The organism is Streptomyces sp. NPDC012769 (assembly GCF_042901205.1).
GTDB lineage: Bacteria > Actinomycetota > Actinomycetes > Streptomycetales > Streptomycetaceae > Streptomyces.
Genome location: NZ_JBIBCP010000007.1, coordinates 45,573 through 62,535, shown reverse-complemented (window position 1 = coordinate 62,535; position 16,963 = coordinate 45,573). Strand labels below are relative to the sequence as shown.

Sequence of the window (16,963 nt, the reverse complement as noted above, 5' to 3'; positions counted from 1 at the left end):
CAACCGGGGGCTTCGCGTCCGCGGCGACTCCGAAGAGCCGCACATTGAAGAACGTAAGACCTGTCCGCCCCTGGGGTCAAGCCGAGTTGGGGCACTTGCGGAAGTGGACTTCCGCCTCCTCAGTTTGCGGCCGGGGAGCCGTCACGATGGGTGAGGATCTGGTTCGGGCCTGCTGTCACAGAAGGGCCGGGAAGCCACTCGTACCCCTCGCCCCGCTCCCGTACCAAGGTGTCCGCGAACGGCCGTGAGGGGTCCGCGGCGAAATGGCGAGTCTCCGCCACCGTCCAGCCGTCCCAGAAGGAGGACAGCGCAGGCCCGTCGCGGTGCCGGCCGCGCGCCCAGGACTCCTCTGGACCGCGCTCCATCCACAGCAGTCGCGCGAGGAACGGCCGCAGCTCCCGCCGCCCGGCCCCCACACCCTCCACCAGCACCACGGGTGCCGGGGACAGCTCCCTCGGCGGTCCGAAGGCGCGCAGATTCCAGTCGTACGGGCGATAGAGCGCCGTCTCGCCCCGGGAGAGCGGCCCGATCACCTCGGCGAGCATCCGGCCGGTCCACTCGAAGAGCTCCGCGTGGGTGGCGAGGTCGTCGAGGTGCAGGACCGGGGCGTCGTCGAGAGCCGCGGAGAGCCGCGCGGCGAGCGTGGACTTGCCGGAGCCCGCGTGGCCGTCGACCGCGACGAGCCGCACCGGTCCGCAGGAGGGCGGCAGCCGGCGCAAGAACGCGGCCGAGCGGTCGAGGTCGTTCATGGCCTCCAGGGTAGGCGAGCCGGAGCGAGCGGGACGCCGCAGGTCAGCGCCGCGCACGGTGCCATCGGTCGAGACCAATATTGCTCGGGCGGCACGCGTCGAATCGCTGGCAGAACGCGTCCGCGAGCCGCGATAGTGGGCCCGCAGCCCGTCCGTTCGCCACCACCGACTGGAGGGTCACCGCCCATGCCCCCTGCCACTCCGCGCAGAACCGTCCTCGCCGCCCTCGCGGCCGCCGCGGGCACGACCGCGGCCACCGCCACCCCCGCCGCCGCGCTGACCGGGGCCTGCACCGACGGCGCGGCCGGTGCCGACGAGACCAGGGGCGGCCACGCCCCGGCGCCCGGCACGGTCGACAACCGCTTCTGGAGCACGTACACCGACTGGCGCTGCGGCACCCCCGCCGGCACCCGGGCCGTCGCCGGCCACCGCCCCGCCCTCGTCATCGACGCCCCCGCCGGCCGCACCGACTACACCGACCCGCACACCGGCCTCACGAGCACCTGGGAGTACGCGGTCTGGACCTCGCCCGTCCACACCTCCACCGTCCCCGCCACCGAGGTCATCGCCTCCTGGAACGCCGACACCCCGCCCGGCACCTGGCTGCAGGTCGAGCTGAGCGGTGCGTACGGCGACGGAACCCGGACGCCCTGGTTCGTCATGGGCCGCTGGGCCGCCGGCGACACCGACATCCGCCGTACCTCGGTCGACGACCAGACCGACGGCAGGGCCTCCCTCTGGACCGACACCCTCTCCGTCGACGACCCGGCGAGCGGCCTGCGGATCCTCTCGTACCGGCTGCGCCTCACCCTCCACCGCAGGCCCGGCACCACCCTCACCCCGATGGTGTGGCGAGTGGGCGCGATGGCCTCGGACATCCCCGACCGCTTCACCGTGCCCGCCTCGGCGCCCGGCCTCGACCGCGAGCTGATCGTGCCGCGCTACTCGCAGAACACCCACATCGGCCAGTACCCGGAGTACGACAACGGCGGCGAGGCCTGGTGCAGCCCCACCTCCTCGCAGATGATCGTCGAGTACTGGGGCCGTCGGCCGTCGCCCGAGGACCTGGCCTGGGTGAACCCCGCCTTCGCCGACCCCCAGGTCTGCCACGCGGCCCGCTTCACCTACGACCACCAGTACGAGGGCTGCGGCAACTGGCCCTTCAACGCCGCCTACGCCGCCACCTACCCCGACATGAACGCGGTCGTGACCCGGCTGCGCTCGCTCGCCGACCTCGAGACCCTGATCGCCGCGGGCATCCCGGTCATCACCTCCCAGTCCTTCCGCAAGGAGGAACTCACCGGCGCGGGCTACGGCACCTCCGGCCACCTCATGACCGTGATCGGCTTCACCCCGGCCGGCGACGTGATCGCCAACGACCCGGCCTCCCCGAGCAACGAGGCCGTCCGCCGGGTCTACCGGCGGCGCGAGTGGGAGAACATCTGGCTGCGGACGAAGCGCTACAACGCGAGCGGCAAAGTGGTGTCCGGCACAGGAGGGGTCTGCTACCTCTACTTCCCCGACCGGCCGACTCCCGCGCAGCGGAAGGCGCTTGCCGCCGTCGGCGTCCGCTGAGGCCCGCGTGTGCCCCGGGGCGGCGTGATCTGCGTCGCTGCCCCCTGCCCGGGCGGCTGGCAGGGTGAGCGGCATGACCGCGACCTCTCACGCCGCCGCCCGTGTCCGCACCCGCACCGGTGGCCCGAAGACCGATGGACCGAAGGTCCTGGAACACCTCCTCGGCTGGACCCTGGTGGTCGTCCTGGCGATGTTCGTCACCCAGGCCGGTCTGATGTGAGCCGGCCGGCCCTCGGTGCGCCTGGGAGGCGCGGCGCGGGCGGGGTGTGAGCGGGCGCCGCCGAACGGGCATACTCCAGCCGCCACGGCCGCCTGCCGCGCCCGCGCGCGCTCGCCGCGGGGCAGCATCGGCGCAGTGCCCCGGCCCGAGGGGCCGCGAGAGGGAGGAGTGCGCCGCCATGTCCGACCGCGCCCCGCAGCCCGTGGAACGCAGGCTGCCCACCGAGGAGTCCCGGGAGCTGTTCGCCCTGGTCCGGGAGATCATCGCGCGGGAGATCGCTCCGCGCGCCGCCGAGGAGGAGGTCGCCGGCCGCTTCCCCCGCGAGCTCTTCTCGCTGCTCTCCGCCTCGGGCCTGCTCGGACTGCCGTACGACTCCGCGTACGGCGGCGGCGACCAGCCGTACACCGTCCACCTCCAGGTCCTGGAGGAGCTGGCCGCCGCCCGGCTCACCGTGGCCCTCGGGGTCAGCGTGCACAGCCTGTCCTGCCACGCCCTGGCCGCCTTCGGCACCGAGGAGCAGCGGGCCGCGCATCTGCCGGCGATGCTCGGCGGCGGTCTCCTCGGCGCGTACGGCCTCTCCGAGCCGTCCTCGGGATCCGACGCGGCCGCGCTGCGCACCCGGGCGGTCAGGGACGGCGACGACTGGGTGCTCGACGGCACCAAGGCGTGGATCACCCACGGCGGGATCGCCGACTTCTACACCGTGATGGCCCGTACGGGCGGGGAGGGGCCGAAGGGGATCACTGCCTTCCTGGTGCCCGGGGACGCGGAGGGGCTGAGCGCCGCGGCGCCGGAGCGGAAGATGGGAATGAAGGGCTCGCCGACCGCGCAGGTGCACCTCGACGGCGTCCGCGTCCCCGACGCGCGGCGGATCGGAGCGGAGGGGCAGGGCTTCTCGATCGCCCTCGCGTCCCTGGACTCGGGGCGGCTCGGCATCGCGGCGTGTGCGGTGGGCCTCGCGCAGGCGGCACTGGACGCGGCCGTCGGCCACGCGCTGGAGCGACGCCAGTTCGGCCGGCCGATCGCCGACTTCCAGGGGCTGCGCTTCCTGCTCGCCGACATGGCCACGCAGGTCGAGGCGGGCCGGGCGCTCTACCTGGAGGCGGCGCGGCTGCGCGACGAGGGGCGGCCGTTCGGGCGGCAGGCGGCGATGGCCAAGCTGTTCTGCTCGGACGCGGCGATGCGGGTCACGACGGACGCGGTGCAGGTGCTCGGCGGCTACGGCTACACCGCGGACTTCCCCGTCGAACGGTTTCTGCGCGAGGCCAAGATGCTCCAGATCGTCGAGGGCACGAATCAGATCCAGCGGGTGGTCATCGCACGTCACCTTGCCGGACCAGAGTCCCGCTGACGCGTACGGTCCGGTCGGCCCACACGGGGCCGGCGGCGAGGCGGCTCCACTCCTGGTCGCGACGGCCGGGCAGGGTCCTTCCGTTGCTGGCCCAGAGGTGCAGCAGCGCCGTGTAGATCGGCGGGTCGGCGAGGTGCGGCGGCGGTGGGGCCGCGGGACCGGGAGCGGACGGCGGCACGGGAACGGCCATCGGCGCCGTCATCGGTGCCGCCGTCATCGCGGTCATGGTCGCGGACGCGGACGCGGTCATGGTCGCGGTCGCGCTGATGGGCGCGGTCGCGGGCATCTGGGCCGGTACCGGCATCGGAACCGGCGTGGGGTCCGGCATCGAAACGTCGTGCTGAACCGATTCTTCAAAGCGCGGCTCGGACTGTCGATGCCGGCCGTATCCGCTGGGTGTCGTATACAGCGTGGTCATGCCGGGATCAACGCTCCGCGCCGCCTCCCGGTCACCGCCCGGGGCCGTCGAGCGGAAGTTCGAGGCGTCCCCGGCCCTCCCCGGCCCCCTCCCCGGTCCTCCCCGGCCCCCTCCCCGGTCCTCCCCGGCCCCCTCCCGAGCCCGCCCAGGCGCCTGCACGACCCTGGCCCTCGCCGCATCAACTGACGTACCGTCAACTTCCTTGCCCCGCTCAGGAGGTCAGGAGGTCAGCCGTGTCCGACGACCGGCCCGTCCCGCTCGACGAGTACCCCGTGCACCAGGCACCGCTCTCCATGAAGCACCACATCAGCGGTGACCGGAACGTCTACGACCGATGCATCTTCCATGTCTTCGACCACCAGGGCCGCGCCCTGCTGATCGCCGGCCTCGGCGTCTACCCCAACGCCGGCGTCATCGACGCCTACGCCACCCTGCGCACCGGCGACCGGCTGCACGCCGTCCGCGCCTCCGACGCCCTCGGCGACGACCGGACGGACCTGTCCGTCGGCCCCCTGCGGATCACCGTCGACGAACCGCTGCGACGGCTCGGCCTGCACTGCGACCCCGACCCCGACGACCCCGACGGGCTCTCCTTCGACCTGGCCTGGACCGGCGACTTCCCCGCCGTCTGGGAACCGCACCACACCCAGCGCCGCGGCGACCGTCTCACCCTGGAGGGCCGCCGCTTCGTCCAGGCCGGCCACGCCACCGGCACCGTCCGGGCGGGCGGCGAGACCTTCGCCGTCGCCGCGGGGGAGTGGACCGGCACCCGCGACCGCAGCTGGGGCATCCGCCCGCTGCCCGGCGAAGAGCCCGGCCGCGCCGAGGAGTTCCGCCCCGAGGGCTTCCACTGGCTCTGGATCCCCATGCGCTTCGACGGCCGCTTCCTCATGGTCATCGCCCAGGAGGACGCCGACGGCTACCGCACCCTCAACGAGGCCCTGCTCGTGCGGAACGGCCGGCGCGACACGCAACTGGGCTGGCCGCGTACGGACATCACCTACCGCCCCGGCACCCGTACGCCCGAGCGGGCCGTCGTCCATCTCGCCGACCCGGCCGGGAAACCCCTGGAGATCGGCGTCGAGATCCTCGCCTCCTCCCCGCTCGCCGTCGGCGCCGGCTATCCGCCCGCCCCCGACTGGCAGCACGGCACCTGGCAGGGCCGCGGCTGGACCGACCGCCGCGTCTACGACCTCTCCGACCCGGCCGCCCACCCCCTGGCCGCCTTCGGCGTCACCGACCACGCCGCCCGCTTCACCCTCGAAGGCCGCACCGGCTACGGCATCTTCGAGCACGGCTCCTTCGGCCGCCACGACCCCAGCGGCTTCGCCGACCACGCCGCCACCGCCCCGTAGGGAGTGCCCCTGATGGCCACCGCGCCCCGCCCCCGCACCACCACCCGCGACCCCGAGGAGCTGGGCCGGCGGCTCACCGTCTGGCTCGACCGGCGGTTGCCCGGCGCCCGCGTCGGCGGCCTCGCCGTGCCCGGCTCCAACGGCATGTCCAGCGAGACGCTGCTGTTCGACCTGGAGCACCCCGACGCCCCGGTGCGGGGCTGCGCGCTCCGGCTCGCCGCCGACCCCGCCGCGTACACCGTCTTCCCCGTCTACGACATGGCGCGTCAGCACCGGGTGATGCGCCTGGTCGGCGAGCACACCGACGTCCCCGTGCCGCGGGTGCTCTGGCTGGAGGAGGACCCTGGACCGCTCGGGGCGCCCTTCTTCGTGATGGCCCGCGCAGAGGGCCGCGTCCCGCCGGACGTCATGCCCTACACGTACGAGGGGAACTGGCTGCACGCGGCCACCGACGCCGAACGCGCGGCGCTGGAGGCGGCGTCGGTCGCCGTCCTCGCCCGGCTGCACGACGGATTCCCGGCCAAGGAGGCCGAGTTCCTGATGCCGCCCGGCGAGGGAAGCCCGCTGCGCCGCCATGTCGACGCCCAACGGGCCTACTACGCCTGGGTGGTGGACGGCCTCACTCCCTCACCGCTGATCGAGTCCGCCTTCGACTGGCTGGAGGCGCACTGGCCCGCCGACGAGGGGCCGGCCGTCCTCAACTGGGGAGACGCCCGCATCGGGAACATCGTCTACGACGGGTTCACCCCCGCGGCCGTGCTCGACTGGGAGATGGCCGGCTTCGCCCCGCGCGAGGTCGACCTCGGCTGGACGGTCTACCTGCACCGCTTCTTCCAGGACCTCACCGTGAGCTTCGGGCAGCCCGGACTCCCCGACTTCCTGCGGCGCAACGCCGTCGAGCGCAGGTACGCCGAACTGACCGGGCACACGCCCCGGGACATGGAGTTCCACACCCTCTACGCGGCGCTGCGGCACGCGATCGTGATGCTCAGGATCGCCTACCGCCAGGTGCACTTCGGCGAGGCGCGGGTCCCGGGGGCCGCGGAAGACGCCGACCGCCTGATCCTGCACCACGCCACCCTCGCGGCGATGGTGCAGGGGCGCTACTGGTGAGGGCCGGGATCAGGCCGCGCGGCGCAGCTGCGCCCGCTTGATCGGCCGCGAGCCCGGGCCGCCGACGTGCGAGAACGGCTGCGTCCGCCAGTCCAGACCCTGAGGGAGCGTCAGGAGCAGGGCGGTGTCCTGCTCCTGGACCTCCAGGGTGTCGTCCGCGGGACGGGTGTCGGCGGCGGACCGGCCGGTGCCGGTGCAGACCGTCAGGACGAAGGGGTTCCACGGCGTCGGGCAGAGCGCGTGCTCCGGCAGGACGTCCTCGTCCGCGAGCAGTGCGATCGGCTGCTCGCAGTCCGGGCAGATCACCCGGTACATCTCAAAGGTGTCGTACGCGTCGAGCTCGTCGGACGTGTCGACGGAATCAACAGGCTCCTGCATGGAGAATCTCCCCCTCGGACGGGTCGGCCGGATCTGAGTGGCCTCGACCACAGCAACCAATTCCCATACGGCCGACCGCATAACCGTGAGGTCACGCCTCAGCCCCCGCAAAACCTGTGGTGTTCGTCACATGCCGGTCGCAGGTGCCCCATGGATGCCCAAACTCTGGGATAGGTCCGGCCCCGACTGTGCCCCCGCCCCTCCGGGGCAATAGGGTCACCGCATGGAGGAGCTGGATCGTCAGATCGTCGAGTTGCTCGTCAAGGACGGGCGCATGAGCTACACCGACCTGGGCAAGGCCACCGGCCTGTCCACCTCGGCCGTACATCAGCGCGTCCGCCGCCTGGAGCAGCGCGGAGTCATCCGCGGCTATGCCGCCGTCGTCGACCCGGAGGCCGTCGGTCTGCCGCTCACCGCCTTCATCTCGGTGAAACCCTTCGACCCCAGCGCCCCCGACGACACCCCCGACCGACTCGCCGACATCCCCGAGATCGAGGCCTGCCACAGCGTCGCGGGGGAGGAGAACTACATCCTCAAGGTGCGCGTCGCCACCCCCCTGGAACTCGAGCACCTGCTCAGCCGGATCCGCTCCCAGGCCCATGTCTCCAGCCGCACCACCGTCGTCCTGTCCACCCCCTACGAGGCCAGACCGCCCCGCATCTGAGGGGCGAGCGCCCTGACTCCGGGGGCCCGGCGGACAAACCGGGTCCCCGCAGGTCCTAGCCTGGTCGCATGAGCGCGTACGAACACCGCACCGTGCTGCTGCGCGGTGGAGAAGTCCACAGCCCCGCCGACCCCTTCGCCACCGCCATGGTCGTGGAGCGCGGACACGTCGCCTGGGTGGGCTCCGAGGGCGCGGCCGACGCCTTCGCCTCCGGTGTCGACGAGGTCGTGGACCTCGACGGCGCGCTCGTGACCCCGGCGTTCGTCGACGCCCATGTGCACACCACCGCCACCGGCCTCGCGCTCACCGGCCTCGACCTGTCCGGCGCCGCCTCGCTGGCCGAGGCGGCCGACGCGATCCGCGCCCACGCCGCCGCCCGTCCCGCCGACCGCATCCTCATCGGCCACGGCTGGGACGCCGCCCGCTGGCCCGAGCGCCGCCCGCTCACCCGCGCCGAGCTCGACGGCCTCACCGGCGGCCGGCCGCTCTACCTCACCCGCATCGACGTCCACTCGGCCGTCGTCACCACCGCCCTGCTCGACCTCGTGCCCGGCGTCCGCGCGCTGACCGGCTTCCACGACGGGCAGCCGCTCACCGGCGACGCCCACCACGCCGTCCGCGCCGCCGCCTACGCCGCGCTCTCCCCGCGGCAGCGCACCGAGGCCCAGCGCGCCGCCCGGCAGCACGCAGCCTCCCTCGGCATCGGCACCCTGCACGAGTGCGGCGGCCCCGAGATCTCCTCGGAGGACGACTTCACCGGCCTGCTCGACCTCGCCCGCAGCGAGCCCGGCCCCCGGATCGTCGGCTACTGGGCCGACCTCGACGTCGAACGGGCGCGCGCCCTCGGCGCCCTCGGCGCGGCCGGCGACCTCTTCGCCGACGGCTCCCTCGGTTCCCACACCGCCTGCCTGCACGAACCGTACGCCGACGACTCCGGCGCCGGCGTCGCCCACCTCGACGCGGCCGCCGTCGCCGCCCATGTCGTCGCCTGCACCGAGGCCGGCCTCCAGGCCGGGTTCCACGCCATCGGCGATGCCGCCGTCGACGCGGTCGTCGAGGGCGTCAGGACCGCCTCCGAGAAGCTCGGTCTGGCCCGGATCAGGGCCGCCCGCCACCGCGTGGAGCACGCGGAGATGCTCAGCCCCGAGTCGATCGCCGCCTTCGCCGAGCTGGGACTCACCGCGTCCGTGCAACCGGCCTTCGACGCGTACTGGGGCGGCGAGGACGGCATGTACGCCGACCGCCTCGGCGCCGAGCGGGCCCGCACCCTCAACCCGTACGCCGCCCTGCTGCGCGCGGGCGTGCCGCTCGCCTTCGGCTCGGACAGCCCGGTCACCCCGCTCGACCCGTGGGGCACCGTGCGCGCCGCCGCCTTCCACCGGACGCCCGAGCACCGGATCTCCGTCCGCGCCGCCTTCACCGCCCACACCCGGGGCGGCTGGCGCGCGGTCGGCCGCGACGACGCCGGCACGCTGGTGCCCGGCGCGCCGGCCGACTACGCGATCTGGCGCACCGGCGAGCTGGTGGTCCAGGCCCCGGACGACCGAGTGGCCCGCTGGTCGACCGACCCGCGCTCCGGGACGCCCGGTCTGCCCGATCTGTCCCCCGGCGGCGAGCTCCCCGTCTGCCTGCGGACCGTCGTCTTCGGGCAGACGGTGTTCGTACGGCCGAACGAGTGACGTAAGGACATTTCGTACCACCGCTCGACTTCCGGCGGGCTCGCCCGCGACCTGCGGATCTTTACCGACGCTCCGCAGAGACGGTTCATCACCGCAGGTCAAACGGGTGTTGACAGCAGGCCGCCACCGGCCGGTAGGTTCGGCGGGTCCACCAAGGACGTCCGACCGGTTTCAAACCTCCACGCAGGCACCGAACGCCGCCCGCGCCTCGGGGGCGAGGGAAGGTTTTTCCGGCGGAGGGTGCGACCCGGGTGGGGCCCCGGCGTTCAGTAGACAACGGCCTTGGGTCGATCCGCAGCCAGCGGGTCCCGGGTCGGCCCGAAGGACGCCGGGCCCCGATCCCGCACCCCATGCGCAGGGCTCGCTATGGTGGGGGCTCGCGTATGTATCCGAAGGGGCAGTAGTGAACGACGGTGGCCAGAGGCGTTACGGCCCGCTCGGCAAGGCCTTGGTGATCATCCCCACGTACAACGAGGCGGAGAACATCAAGCCGATCGTCTCGCGCGTACGGGAGTCCGTACCCGAGGCGCACATCCTCGTGGCCGACGACAACAGCCCCGACGGCACGGGCAAGTTCGCCGACGAGCTCGCCGCCGAGGACGATCACGTCCACGTGCTGCACCGCAAGGGCAAGGAAGGGCTCGGCGCCGCCTACCTCGCGGGCTTCCGCTGGGGCATGGACCACGGCTACGACGTCCTCGTCGAGATGGACGCCGACGGCTCCCACCAGCCCGAGGAGCTGCCCCGGCTGCTCACCGCCCTCAAGGGCGCGGACCTGGTGCTCGGCTCCCGCTGGGTGCCCGGCGGCCGGATCGTGAACTGGCCCAAGTCCCGCGAGTTCATCTCCCGCGGCGGCAGCCTCTACTCGCGCCTGATGCTCGACGTCCCGATCCGCGACGTCACCGGCGGCTACCGGGCCTTCCGCAAGGAGACCCTGGAGGGCCTCGGCCTCGACGACGTCGCCTCGGCCGGCTACTGCTTCCAGGTCGACCTCGCCCGCCGCGCGGTCGCCGCCGGCTTCCACGTCGTCGAGGTGCCCATCACCTTCGTGGAGCGCGAGGTCGGCGACTCCAAGATGAGCCGCAACATCGTCGTCGAGGCGCTGTGGCGGGTCACCGGCTGGGGTCTGACGGCCCGGGCGCAGAAGGTCGGCAAGCTCCTCGGCCGCAAGCCCTCGCACTGATCGCTCCGGCCCTCTCGCCCTGATCGCCCCGGCCCGTCGGCGCGCGCTGATCGCGCCCGCCCGCTCGGGCCGGGCGCGCGGCTCTCCCGGGCTGACAGCTCCGGGTCTCCCGGACCGGGTCGCGCCGGTCCGTCGTGCGGACTGCCGCCTTTACGGCGTTCCTGCGGGCCGCCAGGCACACTGGGGGGCATGACGACCGGCGCACCGCCTCCCCTCGCCCCGAAGCGCTCACGCGCGCGTACGTTCCTTCCGCTGGGTCTCGCCGCCTGGCTGGTCCTGGAGATCTGGCTGCTCACCGTCGTGGCGGACGCGGCGGGCGGGCTGACCGTCTTCCTGCTGCTCGTCGGAGGTGCCGTGCTCGGCGCCGCCGTGATCAAGCGGGCGGGCCGGCGGGCCTTCGCCAACCTCACCACGACCTTCCAGCGCGCCCAGGAGGCCGCGCTGCGCGGTGAGACGCCCACGGCCGCCGACCGGACGGGGGCGGAGGACCGCAACGGCTTCCTGATGCTCGGCGGCCTGCTCCTGATGCTCCCCGGCCTGCTCTCCGACCTGGCCGGTCTGCTGCTGCTCGTGCCGCCGGTCCGCACCGCCGTGGGCCGGTACGCGGAGAAGGCGGCGGAGCGCCGGATGGCCGCCGCGCCGCGGGGAAGCCTCCAGGACGCCTTCCAGCAGGCCCGTATGCACCGGCCCGACGGAAAGGTCGTGCAGGGTGAGGTCATCCGCGAGGACGCCGCCCAGGGGCCGCGTCGGCCGCAGGAGCCCCGTCCGCCCCTCACGCCGTGACCGGCGGCGCCGTCCGGCGCGCTGGCGACCTTGGGTGCACTTGCGACCTTGTATGACAACGCCGCGGGGCCCGGTACACGAATCGTGTACCGGGCCCCGCGGCGTTGTTCTGTCGGGCCGTGCGGCCGTCCGTCAGACGGACTGTCGCGTCAGGCGGACTTGCGGCTGTCGCGCGGATGCACGGCGATGTTCATGGCGCCGGACCGAAGGACCGCCAGCCTCTCGGCCAGCACCTCCTCCAGCTCCTCGCGGGTACGCCGCTCCATGAGCATGTCCCAGTGCGTACGCGCCGGCTTGCCCTTCTTCTCCTCGGGGCCGTCCCCGTCCACCAGAAGTGCCTGGCTTCCGCAGACCTTGCACTCCCACTCCGGCGGAATCTCCGCCTCGACCGAGAAGGGCATCTCGAAACGATGCCCCTTCTCGCATGCGTACTCCACCGCCTGGCGCGGGGCCAGATCGATGCCGCGGTCGGTCTCGTAGCTGGTCACCACGAGGCGCGTGCCGCGAAGAGCTCGCTCACTCATGAATCGTGCCTCCCGGGCTTGTCGCCCACAGGACAGGTGTCGCTGTCGTCGTCATCCGGTCAACGTCCGGTCGGCGGTAAAGATTCCCGTTCCGGGTCATGCGTCGCCCGTCGTGCCGCCCCTTGTTGTACCCACCAGTGCCCGTTTTGTCACATCTGGCAGCAGATGTCACTCAACGTTTTCACCAAGTCAGCACGCAGTAACGGTCCGCCTGGCAGGCCAAACGCGTACACTACCGCCCTTTCACTCCTGCGTCTAAATCCGGTCGGGTACGGGGTTCCCCGCGGCGGCCACAGCGCGCCGCACCGGCACCCTCGCGAGCAGGACGAAGCCGGCGGCGAAGAAGATCACCAGAGAGATGATGGCATCCCGATAGCTCCCGGTCAGCTGATACGCGAGACCGAACACCAACGGACCCAGCCAACTCAGTCCCCGGTCGCTCATCTCGTACGCCGAGAAGTACTCCGCCTCCTTGCCACGCGGCACCAGATGAGAGAACAGCGACCGCGACAGCGCCTGGCTGCCGCCCAGGACCAGACCGATCGCCGCCGCCAGGCAGTAGAAGAACACCGGCGCGCCGGCCGGCAGGAAGTACCCCGCCGCCAGGATCGCCGTCCACACCGCCAGCGACCCGAGGATCGTCCGCTTCGCCCCGTACGACCGCGCCATCCGGCCCATCCCGAGCGCCCCCACCACCGCGAGGACCTGGACGAGCAGCACCGCCGTGATCAGCGTCGTCTGGTCCAGGCCCAGCTCCTCGGAGCCGTAGATGGAGGCCTGGGAGATCACCGTCTGCACGCCGTCGTTGTAGACCAGGTACGCGAGCAGGAAGGACAGGGTCAGCGGATGGCGCCGCATGTCCTTGAGCGTCGCCACCAGCTGCCGCCAGCCACCGACGGCGCCCTCGGTGTCCTCGGCGCCCTCCGCGCCCGCCGACTCGGCCGGGCGCACCGGCCGGTCCCGCAGGCGCCGCAACGGGACGAGCGCGAACACGCCCCACCACAGCCCGGCCGAGGCCAGACAGATCCGCACCGCCGTGCCCTCCGTGAGTCCGAAGGACTCGTGACCGGAATACAGCACCAGATCCAGGACCAGGACCAGCGCCCCCGACGTGTAGCCGAACGCCCAGCCGCGCGAGGAGACCGCGTCCCGCTCGTCCGGCTCGGCGATCTGCGGCAGATACGCGTTGTACAGCGCCATCGCCACCGCGAAGGAGGCGTTCGCCACGATCAGCAGGAACGCGCCCAGGAGATAGCGCTGTCCCTCCAGGAAGAACATGCCGGTCGTCGCGGCCGCGCCCAGATAGGCCGCCACCGCCAGCAGCGGCTTCTTGCGGCCCGTCCGGTCGGCCGCCGCGCCCGCCAGCGGCATGGCGAGCACCGCCACCACCAGCGAGGCCGAGACGGAGTACGCGAAGAGCGAGCCCGCCCTGACCGGGATGCCCAGCGGGTGCACGAACCCCTCCGGGTCCGCCGCCGCCTTCGCGACCGAGGTCAGATACGGCCCGAGGAACACCGTCAGGACGCTGGTCGAGTAGACCGAGCACGCGAAGTCGTAGAAGTACCAGCCGCGCTGCTCGCGTCTGCGCTCGGCGGGGTCGGCGGTCCGCCCCTCCGGATCGGTGGTGTCGGCCGTCACGCCCGCGCCCCCTCGTTCGTCCCCGTCGACGGGACGCGCGCGCGGCTTCGAGGCCTCAGGCCCACACTCCCCGGTCGGTGAGCACCGCGCGCAGCGTCTCCAGATGATCGGTCATGATGCCATCCACCCCGAGGTCGAGGAGAGCGTTCATCCGCGCCGGATCGTTCACGGTCCACACGTGCACCTGGAGGCCGCGCGCGTGCGCCTCGCGCACGAAGCGCCGGTCCACCACCGGGATGCCGGCCTGGCGCTCCGGGACCTGGGCGGCGACCGCGCCCGCGCGCAGCGCCGCCGGCAGGCCGAGCGAGCGCAGCCGCAGACCGACGACGCCCCGCACGCCGTACGAGGTGGCGAGGCGCTCGCCGCCGAGCTTCTGCGCCCGCGCCACCCGGGCCTCGGTGAAGGAGCTCACGCAGACGCGGTCCCAGGCGTCGGCCCCGCGGATCGCGTCGAGCAGCGGGACGAGCGCCGACTCGGTCTTGAGGTCCACGTTCCAGCGGGCGTCGGGGAACTCGGCCAGGAGGTCCGCGAACAGCGGCAGCGGCTCCTTGCCGGCCACCCGCGCCTCCCGGACCGCCGCCCACGGCAGGTCCCTGATCCGGCCCCCGGCGTCCGTCACGCGGTCGAGCGTCGCGTCGTGGAAGGCGACGAGGACCCCGTCCGAGGTCGTGTGCACATCCGTCTCGAAGTAGCGGTAACCGGCCGCGGCGGCCCGCCGGAAGGCGGCCGCCGTGTTCTCCAGGCCGTCCGCCGTTCCGCCGCGGTGGGCGAAGGGGATGGGGGCCGGGTGGTCGAGGTAGGGGTGGCGGTGGGGGCGGGATGCGCGAGTCACCGCCGCAGTATGGCCTGCCGGGGTGTCGCGGGGGCGACCGGATCGGATCCAGGATCCTGAATATTGGATCCAACAACTTGGATATCGGATCCATGATCCGACGCCACAGGGGATCCGACGCTCTGGATATGGGATCCACGATCCGTCTCCCGAGTGGATCCGACATCCTGGATCCCGGATCCACGATCCGACTCCGGCACGGCGAACCACCGCAGGAAGAACTGCGCGAGCGGCCCGATCGACAGCGCGTAGAGGACCGTGCCGACGCCGACCGAGCCGCCGAGGAGGAAGCCGGTGGCCACGACGGCCACCTCGATCGCCGTGCGGACCAGCCGGATCGACCGGCCCGTCAGCCGGTGCAGGCCGGTCATCAGGCCGTCGCGCGGGCCGGGGCCGAAGCGGGCGGCGATGTAGAGACCGGTCGCCAGGCCGTTGAGGACGATGCCGAGCACCATCAGCGCGATCCCGGCCGGCAGGCCGTCCGTCTCCGGGACCAGGGCCAGGGTGCCGTCCATCGCGAGCCCGATGACGAAGACGTTGGAGACGGTCCCCAGGCCCGGCTTCTGCCGGATCGGGATCCACAGAAGGAGCACGACCGCCCCGACGACGATCGACACGACACCGATGCTCAGCCCCGTCCGCTCGGCGAGCCCCTGGTGGAGCACGCCCCACGGCTCCAGGCCGAGCCCGCCGCGCACGAGCAGCGCCGAGCTGATGCCGTACAGCGCGAGACCGGCGTAGAGCTGGACGAGCCGGCGGGTCAGGTGCCGGCCGCGGAGGCCGGAGGCGATGGACAAAGGACTGCCCCCTCGTGGGATGACCCGGGCGCTGCATGGGCCTGGGTGGTGTTGGTGGACTGGTTCATGACACTCTGTGGCGGGGGATGACAGGCCAACCATGGCCAATTCGCGGAAGGTGGACTGATTTCCATGGCCCAGTGGACTTCGGCCGTGGGGCCGGCCCAGCTCGCCCGGCAGCTCCAGGCCCAGCAGCCGCGGCCCGCGGCGCCCGGCGCCCGCAAGCCGCCCGCCTATCGCGCCCTCGCCGACGGCATCCGCCTGCTGGTCCTGGAGGGCCGCGTCCCGGTCGCCGCCCGGCTGCCCGCCGAACGCGAACTGGCCCTGGCCCTCACCGTCAGCCGCACCACCGTCGCCGCCGCCTACGAGGCGCTGCGCGGCGAGGGCTTCCTCGAGTCCCGGCGCGGTGCCGGCAGCTGGACCGCCGTTCCGGCCGGCAACCCGCTGCCCGCCCGCGGCCTCGAACCGCTGCCGCCGGAGTCGCTCGGCTCCATGATCGATCTGGGCTGCGCGGCGCTGCCCGCGCCCGAGCCCTGGCTCACCCGCGGCATCCAGGGCGCCCTGGAGGAGCTGCCGCCGTACGCCCACACCCACGGCGACTATCCGGCCGGACTGCCCGCGCTGCGGCAGATGCTCGCCGACCGCTACACCGAGCGCGGCATCCCCACGATGCCCGAGCAGATCATGGTCACCACCGGCGCCATGGGCGCCATCGACGCCATCTGCCACCTCTTCGCCGGCCGCGGCGAGCGGATCGCCGTCGAGTCCCCCTCGTACGCCAACATCCTCCAGCTGATGCGCGAGGCCGGCGCCCGGCTCGTGCCCGTCGCCATGGCCGAGGGCCTCGCCAGCTGGGACCTCGGCCGCTGGCGCCAGGTGCTGCGCGACGCGGCGCCCCGCCTCGCGTACGTCGTCGCCGACTTCCACAACCCGACCGGCGCCCTCGCCGACGAGGACCAGCGCCGGCAGCTCGTGGAGGCGGCCCGCTCGGCCGGCACGGTCCTGGTGGTCGACGAGACGATGACCGAGCTGTTCCTCGACGACGACCTGACGATGCCCCGGCGGGTCTGCGCCTTCGATCCGGCCGGTGCCACCGTCCTCACCGTCGGCTCGGCGAGCAAGGCGTTCTGGGCGGGCATGCGGATCGGCTGGGTGCGGGCCGCGCCCGACGTCATCCGCTCCCTCGTCGCCGCCCGCGCCTACGCGGACCTCGGCACCCCCGTCCTGGAGCAGCTCGGCGTCAACTGGCTGATGCGCACCGGCGGCTGGGAGGAGGCCGTCGGACTGCGCCGCGCCCAGGCCCGGGAGAACCGCGACGCCCTGGTGGCCGCGGTCCGCAAGGAGCTGCCCGACTGGGAGTTCGAGGTCCCGCGCGGCGGTCTGACCCTGTGGGTGCGCACCGGCGGCCTCTCGGGCTCCCGCATCGCGGAGGTCGGCGAGCGCGTCGGCGTCCGGGTCCCCTCAGGCCCGCGCTTCGGCGTGGACGGCGCCTTCGAGGGCTATGTCCGGCTGCCCTTCACGGTCGGCGGCCCGGTCGCCGAGGAGGCCGCCGTCCGGCTGGCCGCCGCGGCCCGCCTGGTGGAGTCGGGCGCGGGGGCGGGCGTCGAGGGGCCGCGTTCCTTCGTCGCCTAGCGCTCCGTCGACGAACGAGGGCGGCCGCACCCGTCATGGTGCGGCCGCCCTCGCGTAGGACCTCGCACAGGC

The 16,963-nt window shown here is 73.2% G+C and carries 16 protein-coding genes and 1 pseudogene; 10 read left to right on the top strand and 7 right to left on the bottom strand.

What is annotated here, in order from left to right:
• Positions 1–119: 119 nt before the first annotated feature.
• Complete coding sequence (locus ACFY7C_RS31465; protein WP_389657114.1) at positions 120–749, bottom strand: uridine kinase; 630 nt, start codon at positions 747–749, stop codon at positions 120–122.
• A gap of 186 nt (positions 750–935) precedes the next feature.
• On the opposite strand from ACFY7C_RS31465, the gene ACFY7C_RS31460 reads away from it, so the two are divergent.
• From ACFY7C_RS31460 to ACFY7C_RS31450, 3 genes are all read left to right on the top strand, one after another.
• Positions 936–2,324: a peptidase C39 family protein gene (locus ACFY7C_RS31460; protein ID WP_389657111.1), complete on the top strand. Its 1,389-nt coding sequence runs from the start codon at positions 936–938 to the stop codon at positions 2,322–2,324.
• Positions 2,325–2,397: 73 nt separating this feature from the next.
• Entirely contained in the window at positions 2,398–2,544 is a 147-nt protein-coding gene (locus ACFY7C_RS31455; protein ID WP_389657108.1) for an SCO1431 family membrane protein, read from the top strand.
• A gap of 178 nt (positions 2,545–2,722) precedes the next feature.
• Positions 2,723–3,895, top strand: coding sequence for an acyl-CoA dehydrogenase family protein (locus ACFY7C_RS31450; protein WP_389657105.1), 1,173 nt, complete (start codon positions 2,723–2,725; stop codon positions 3,893–3,895).
• Here ACFY7C_RS31450 and ACFY7C_RS31445 read toward each other — a convergent pair.
• Entirely contained in the window at positions 3,858–4,112 is a 255-nt protein-coding gene (locus ACFY7C_RS31445) for a hypothetical protein (RefSeq protein ID WP_389657102.1), read from the bottom strand. The two genes, ACFY7C_RS31450 and ACFY7C_RS31445, sit on opposite strands and share 38 nt — an antisense overlap.
• A 434-nt stretch (positions 4,113–4,546) precedes the next feature.
• Here ACFY7C_RS31445 and ACFY7C_RS31440 point away from each other — a divergent pair, with 434 nt between their 5' ends.
• Positions 4,547–5,668, top strand: a complete 1,122-nt coding sequence (locus ACFY7C_RS31440) for a hypothetical protein (protein ID WP_389657099.1) — start codon at positions 4,547–4,549, stop codon at positions 5,666–5,668.
• A gap of 12 nt (positions 5,669–5,680) precedes the next feature.
• Positions 5,681–6,781 (top strand): phosphotransferase family protein, encoded by a 1,101-nt coding sequence (locus ACFY7C_RS31435; RefSeq protein WP_389657096.1) that lies wholly within the window; start codon positions 5,681–5,683, stop codon positions 6,779–6,781.
• Positions 6,782–6,790: 9 nt separating this feature from the next.
• Here the strand turns inward: ACFY7C_RS31435 and ACFY7C_RS31430 are convergent, their stop codons facing one another.
• Positions 6,791–7,159 carry a hypothetical protein gene (locus ACFY7C_RS31430; RefSeq protein WP_389657093.1) on the bottom strand — a complete coding sequence of 123 codons (369 nt, stop codon included), beginning with the start codon at positions 7,157–7,159 and terminating at the stop codon, positions 6,791–6,793.
• Positions 7,160–7,382: 223 nt separating this feature from the next.
• Here ACFY7C_RS31430 and ACFY7C_RS31425 point away from each other — a divergent pair, with 223 nt between their 5' ends.
• The 4 genes from ACFY7C_RS31425 to fxsA all read left to right on the top strand — a co-directional run bounded on the left by ACFY7C_RS31425 (position 7,383) and on the right by fxsA (position 11,468).
• Complete coding sequence (locus ACFY7C_RS31425; RefSeq protein WP_189976755.1) at positions 7,383–7,823, top strand: Lrp/AsnC family transcriptional regulator; 441 nt, start codon at positions 7,383–7,385, stop codon at positions 7,821–7,823.
• Between the two features lie 68 nt (positions 7,824–7,891).
• Positions 7,892–9,502 carry an amidohydrolase gene (locus tag ACFY7C_RS31420; RefSeq protein ID WP_389657090.1) on the top strand — a complete coding sequence of 537 codons (1,611 nt, stop codon included), beginning with the start codon at positions 7,892–7,894 and terminating at the stop codon, positions 9,500–9,502.
• A 403-nt stretch (positions 9,503–9,905) separates the two neighbouring features.
• Positions 9,906–10,685, top strand: a complete 780-nt coding sequence (locus ACFY7C_RS31415) for a polyprenol monophosphomannose synthase (protein WP_389657087.1) — start codon at positions 9,906–9,908, stop codon at positions 10,683–10,685.
• A gap of 189 nt (positions 10,686–10,874) precedes the next feature.
• Positions 10,875–11,468 (top strand): FxsA family membrane protein, encoded by a 594-nt coding sequence (gene fxsA, locus ACFY7C_RS31410; RefSeq protein WP_389657084.1) that lies wholly within the window; start codon positions 10,875–10,877, stop codon positions 11,466–11,468.
• Positions 11,469–11,617: 149 nt separating this feature from the next.
• Here the strand turns inward: fxsA and ACFY7C_RS31405 are convergent, their stop codons facing one another.
• The 4 genes and pseudogenes from ACFY7C_RS31405 to ACFY7C_RS31390 form a co-directional block, all read right to left on the bottom strand.
• Complete coding sequence (locus ACFY7C_RS31405) at positions 11,618–11,992, bottom strand: RNA polymerase-binding protein RbpA (protein WP_026278069.1); 375 nt, start codon at positions 11,990–11,992, stop codon at positions 11,618–11,620.
• Positions 11,993–12,247: 255 nt separating this feature from the next.
• Complete coding sequence (locus ACFY7C_RS31400) at positions 12,248–13,630, bottom strand: MFS transporter (protein WP_389657081.1); 1,383 nt, start codon at positions 13,628–13,630, stop codon at positions 12,248–12,250.
• Between the two features lie 55 nt (positions 13,631–13,685).
• Positions 13,686–14,462: a glycerophosphodiester phosphodiesterase gene (locus ACFY7C_RS31395; protein ID WP_389657078.1), complete on the bottom strand. Its 777-nt coding sequence runs from the start codon at positions 14,460–14,462 to the stop codon at positions 13,686–13,688.
• A gap of 176 nt (positions 14,463–14,638) precedes the next feature.
• Positions 14,639–15,259 (bottom strand): annotated as a pseudogene (locus tag ACFY7C_RS31390) (YitT family protein); the annotation flags it as partial.
• A 132-nt stretch (positions 15,260–15,391) separates the two neighbouring features.
• Between ACFY7C_RS31390 and ACFY7C_RS31385 the strand changes: the two are divergent.
• Positions 15,392–16,891, top strand: coding sequence for a PLP-dependent aminotransferase family protein (locus tag ACFY7C_RS31385; protein WP_389657075.1), 1,500 nt, complete (start codon positions 15,392–15,394; stop codon positions 16,889–16,891).
• Positions 16,892–16,963: the final 72 nt, after the last annotated feature.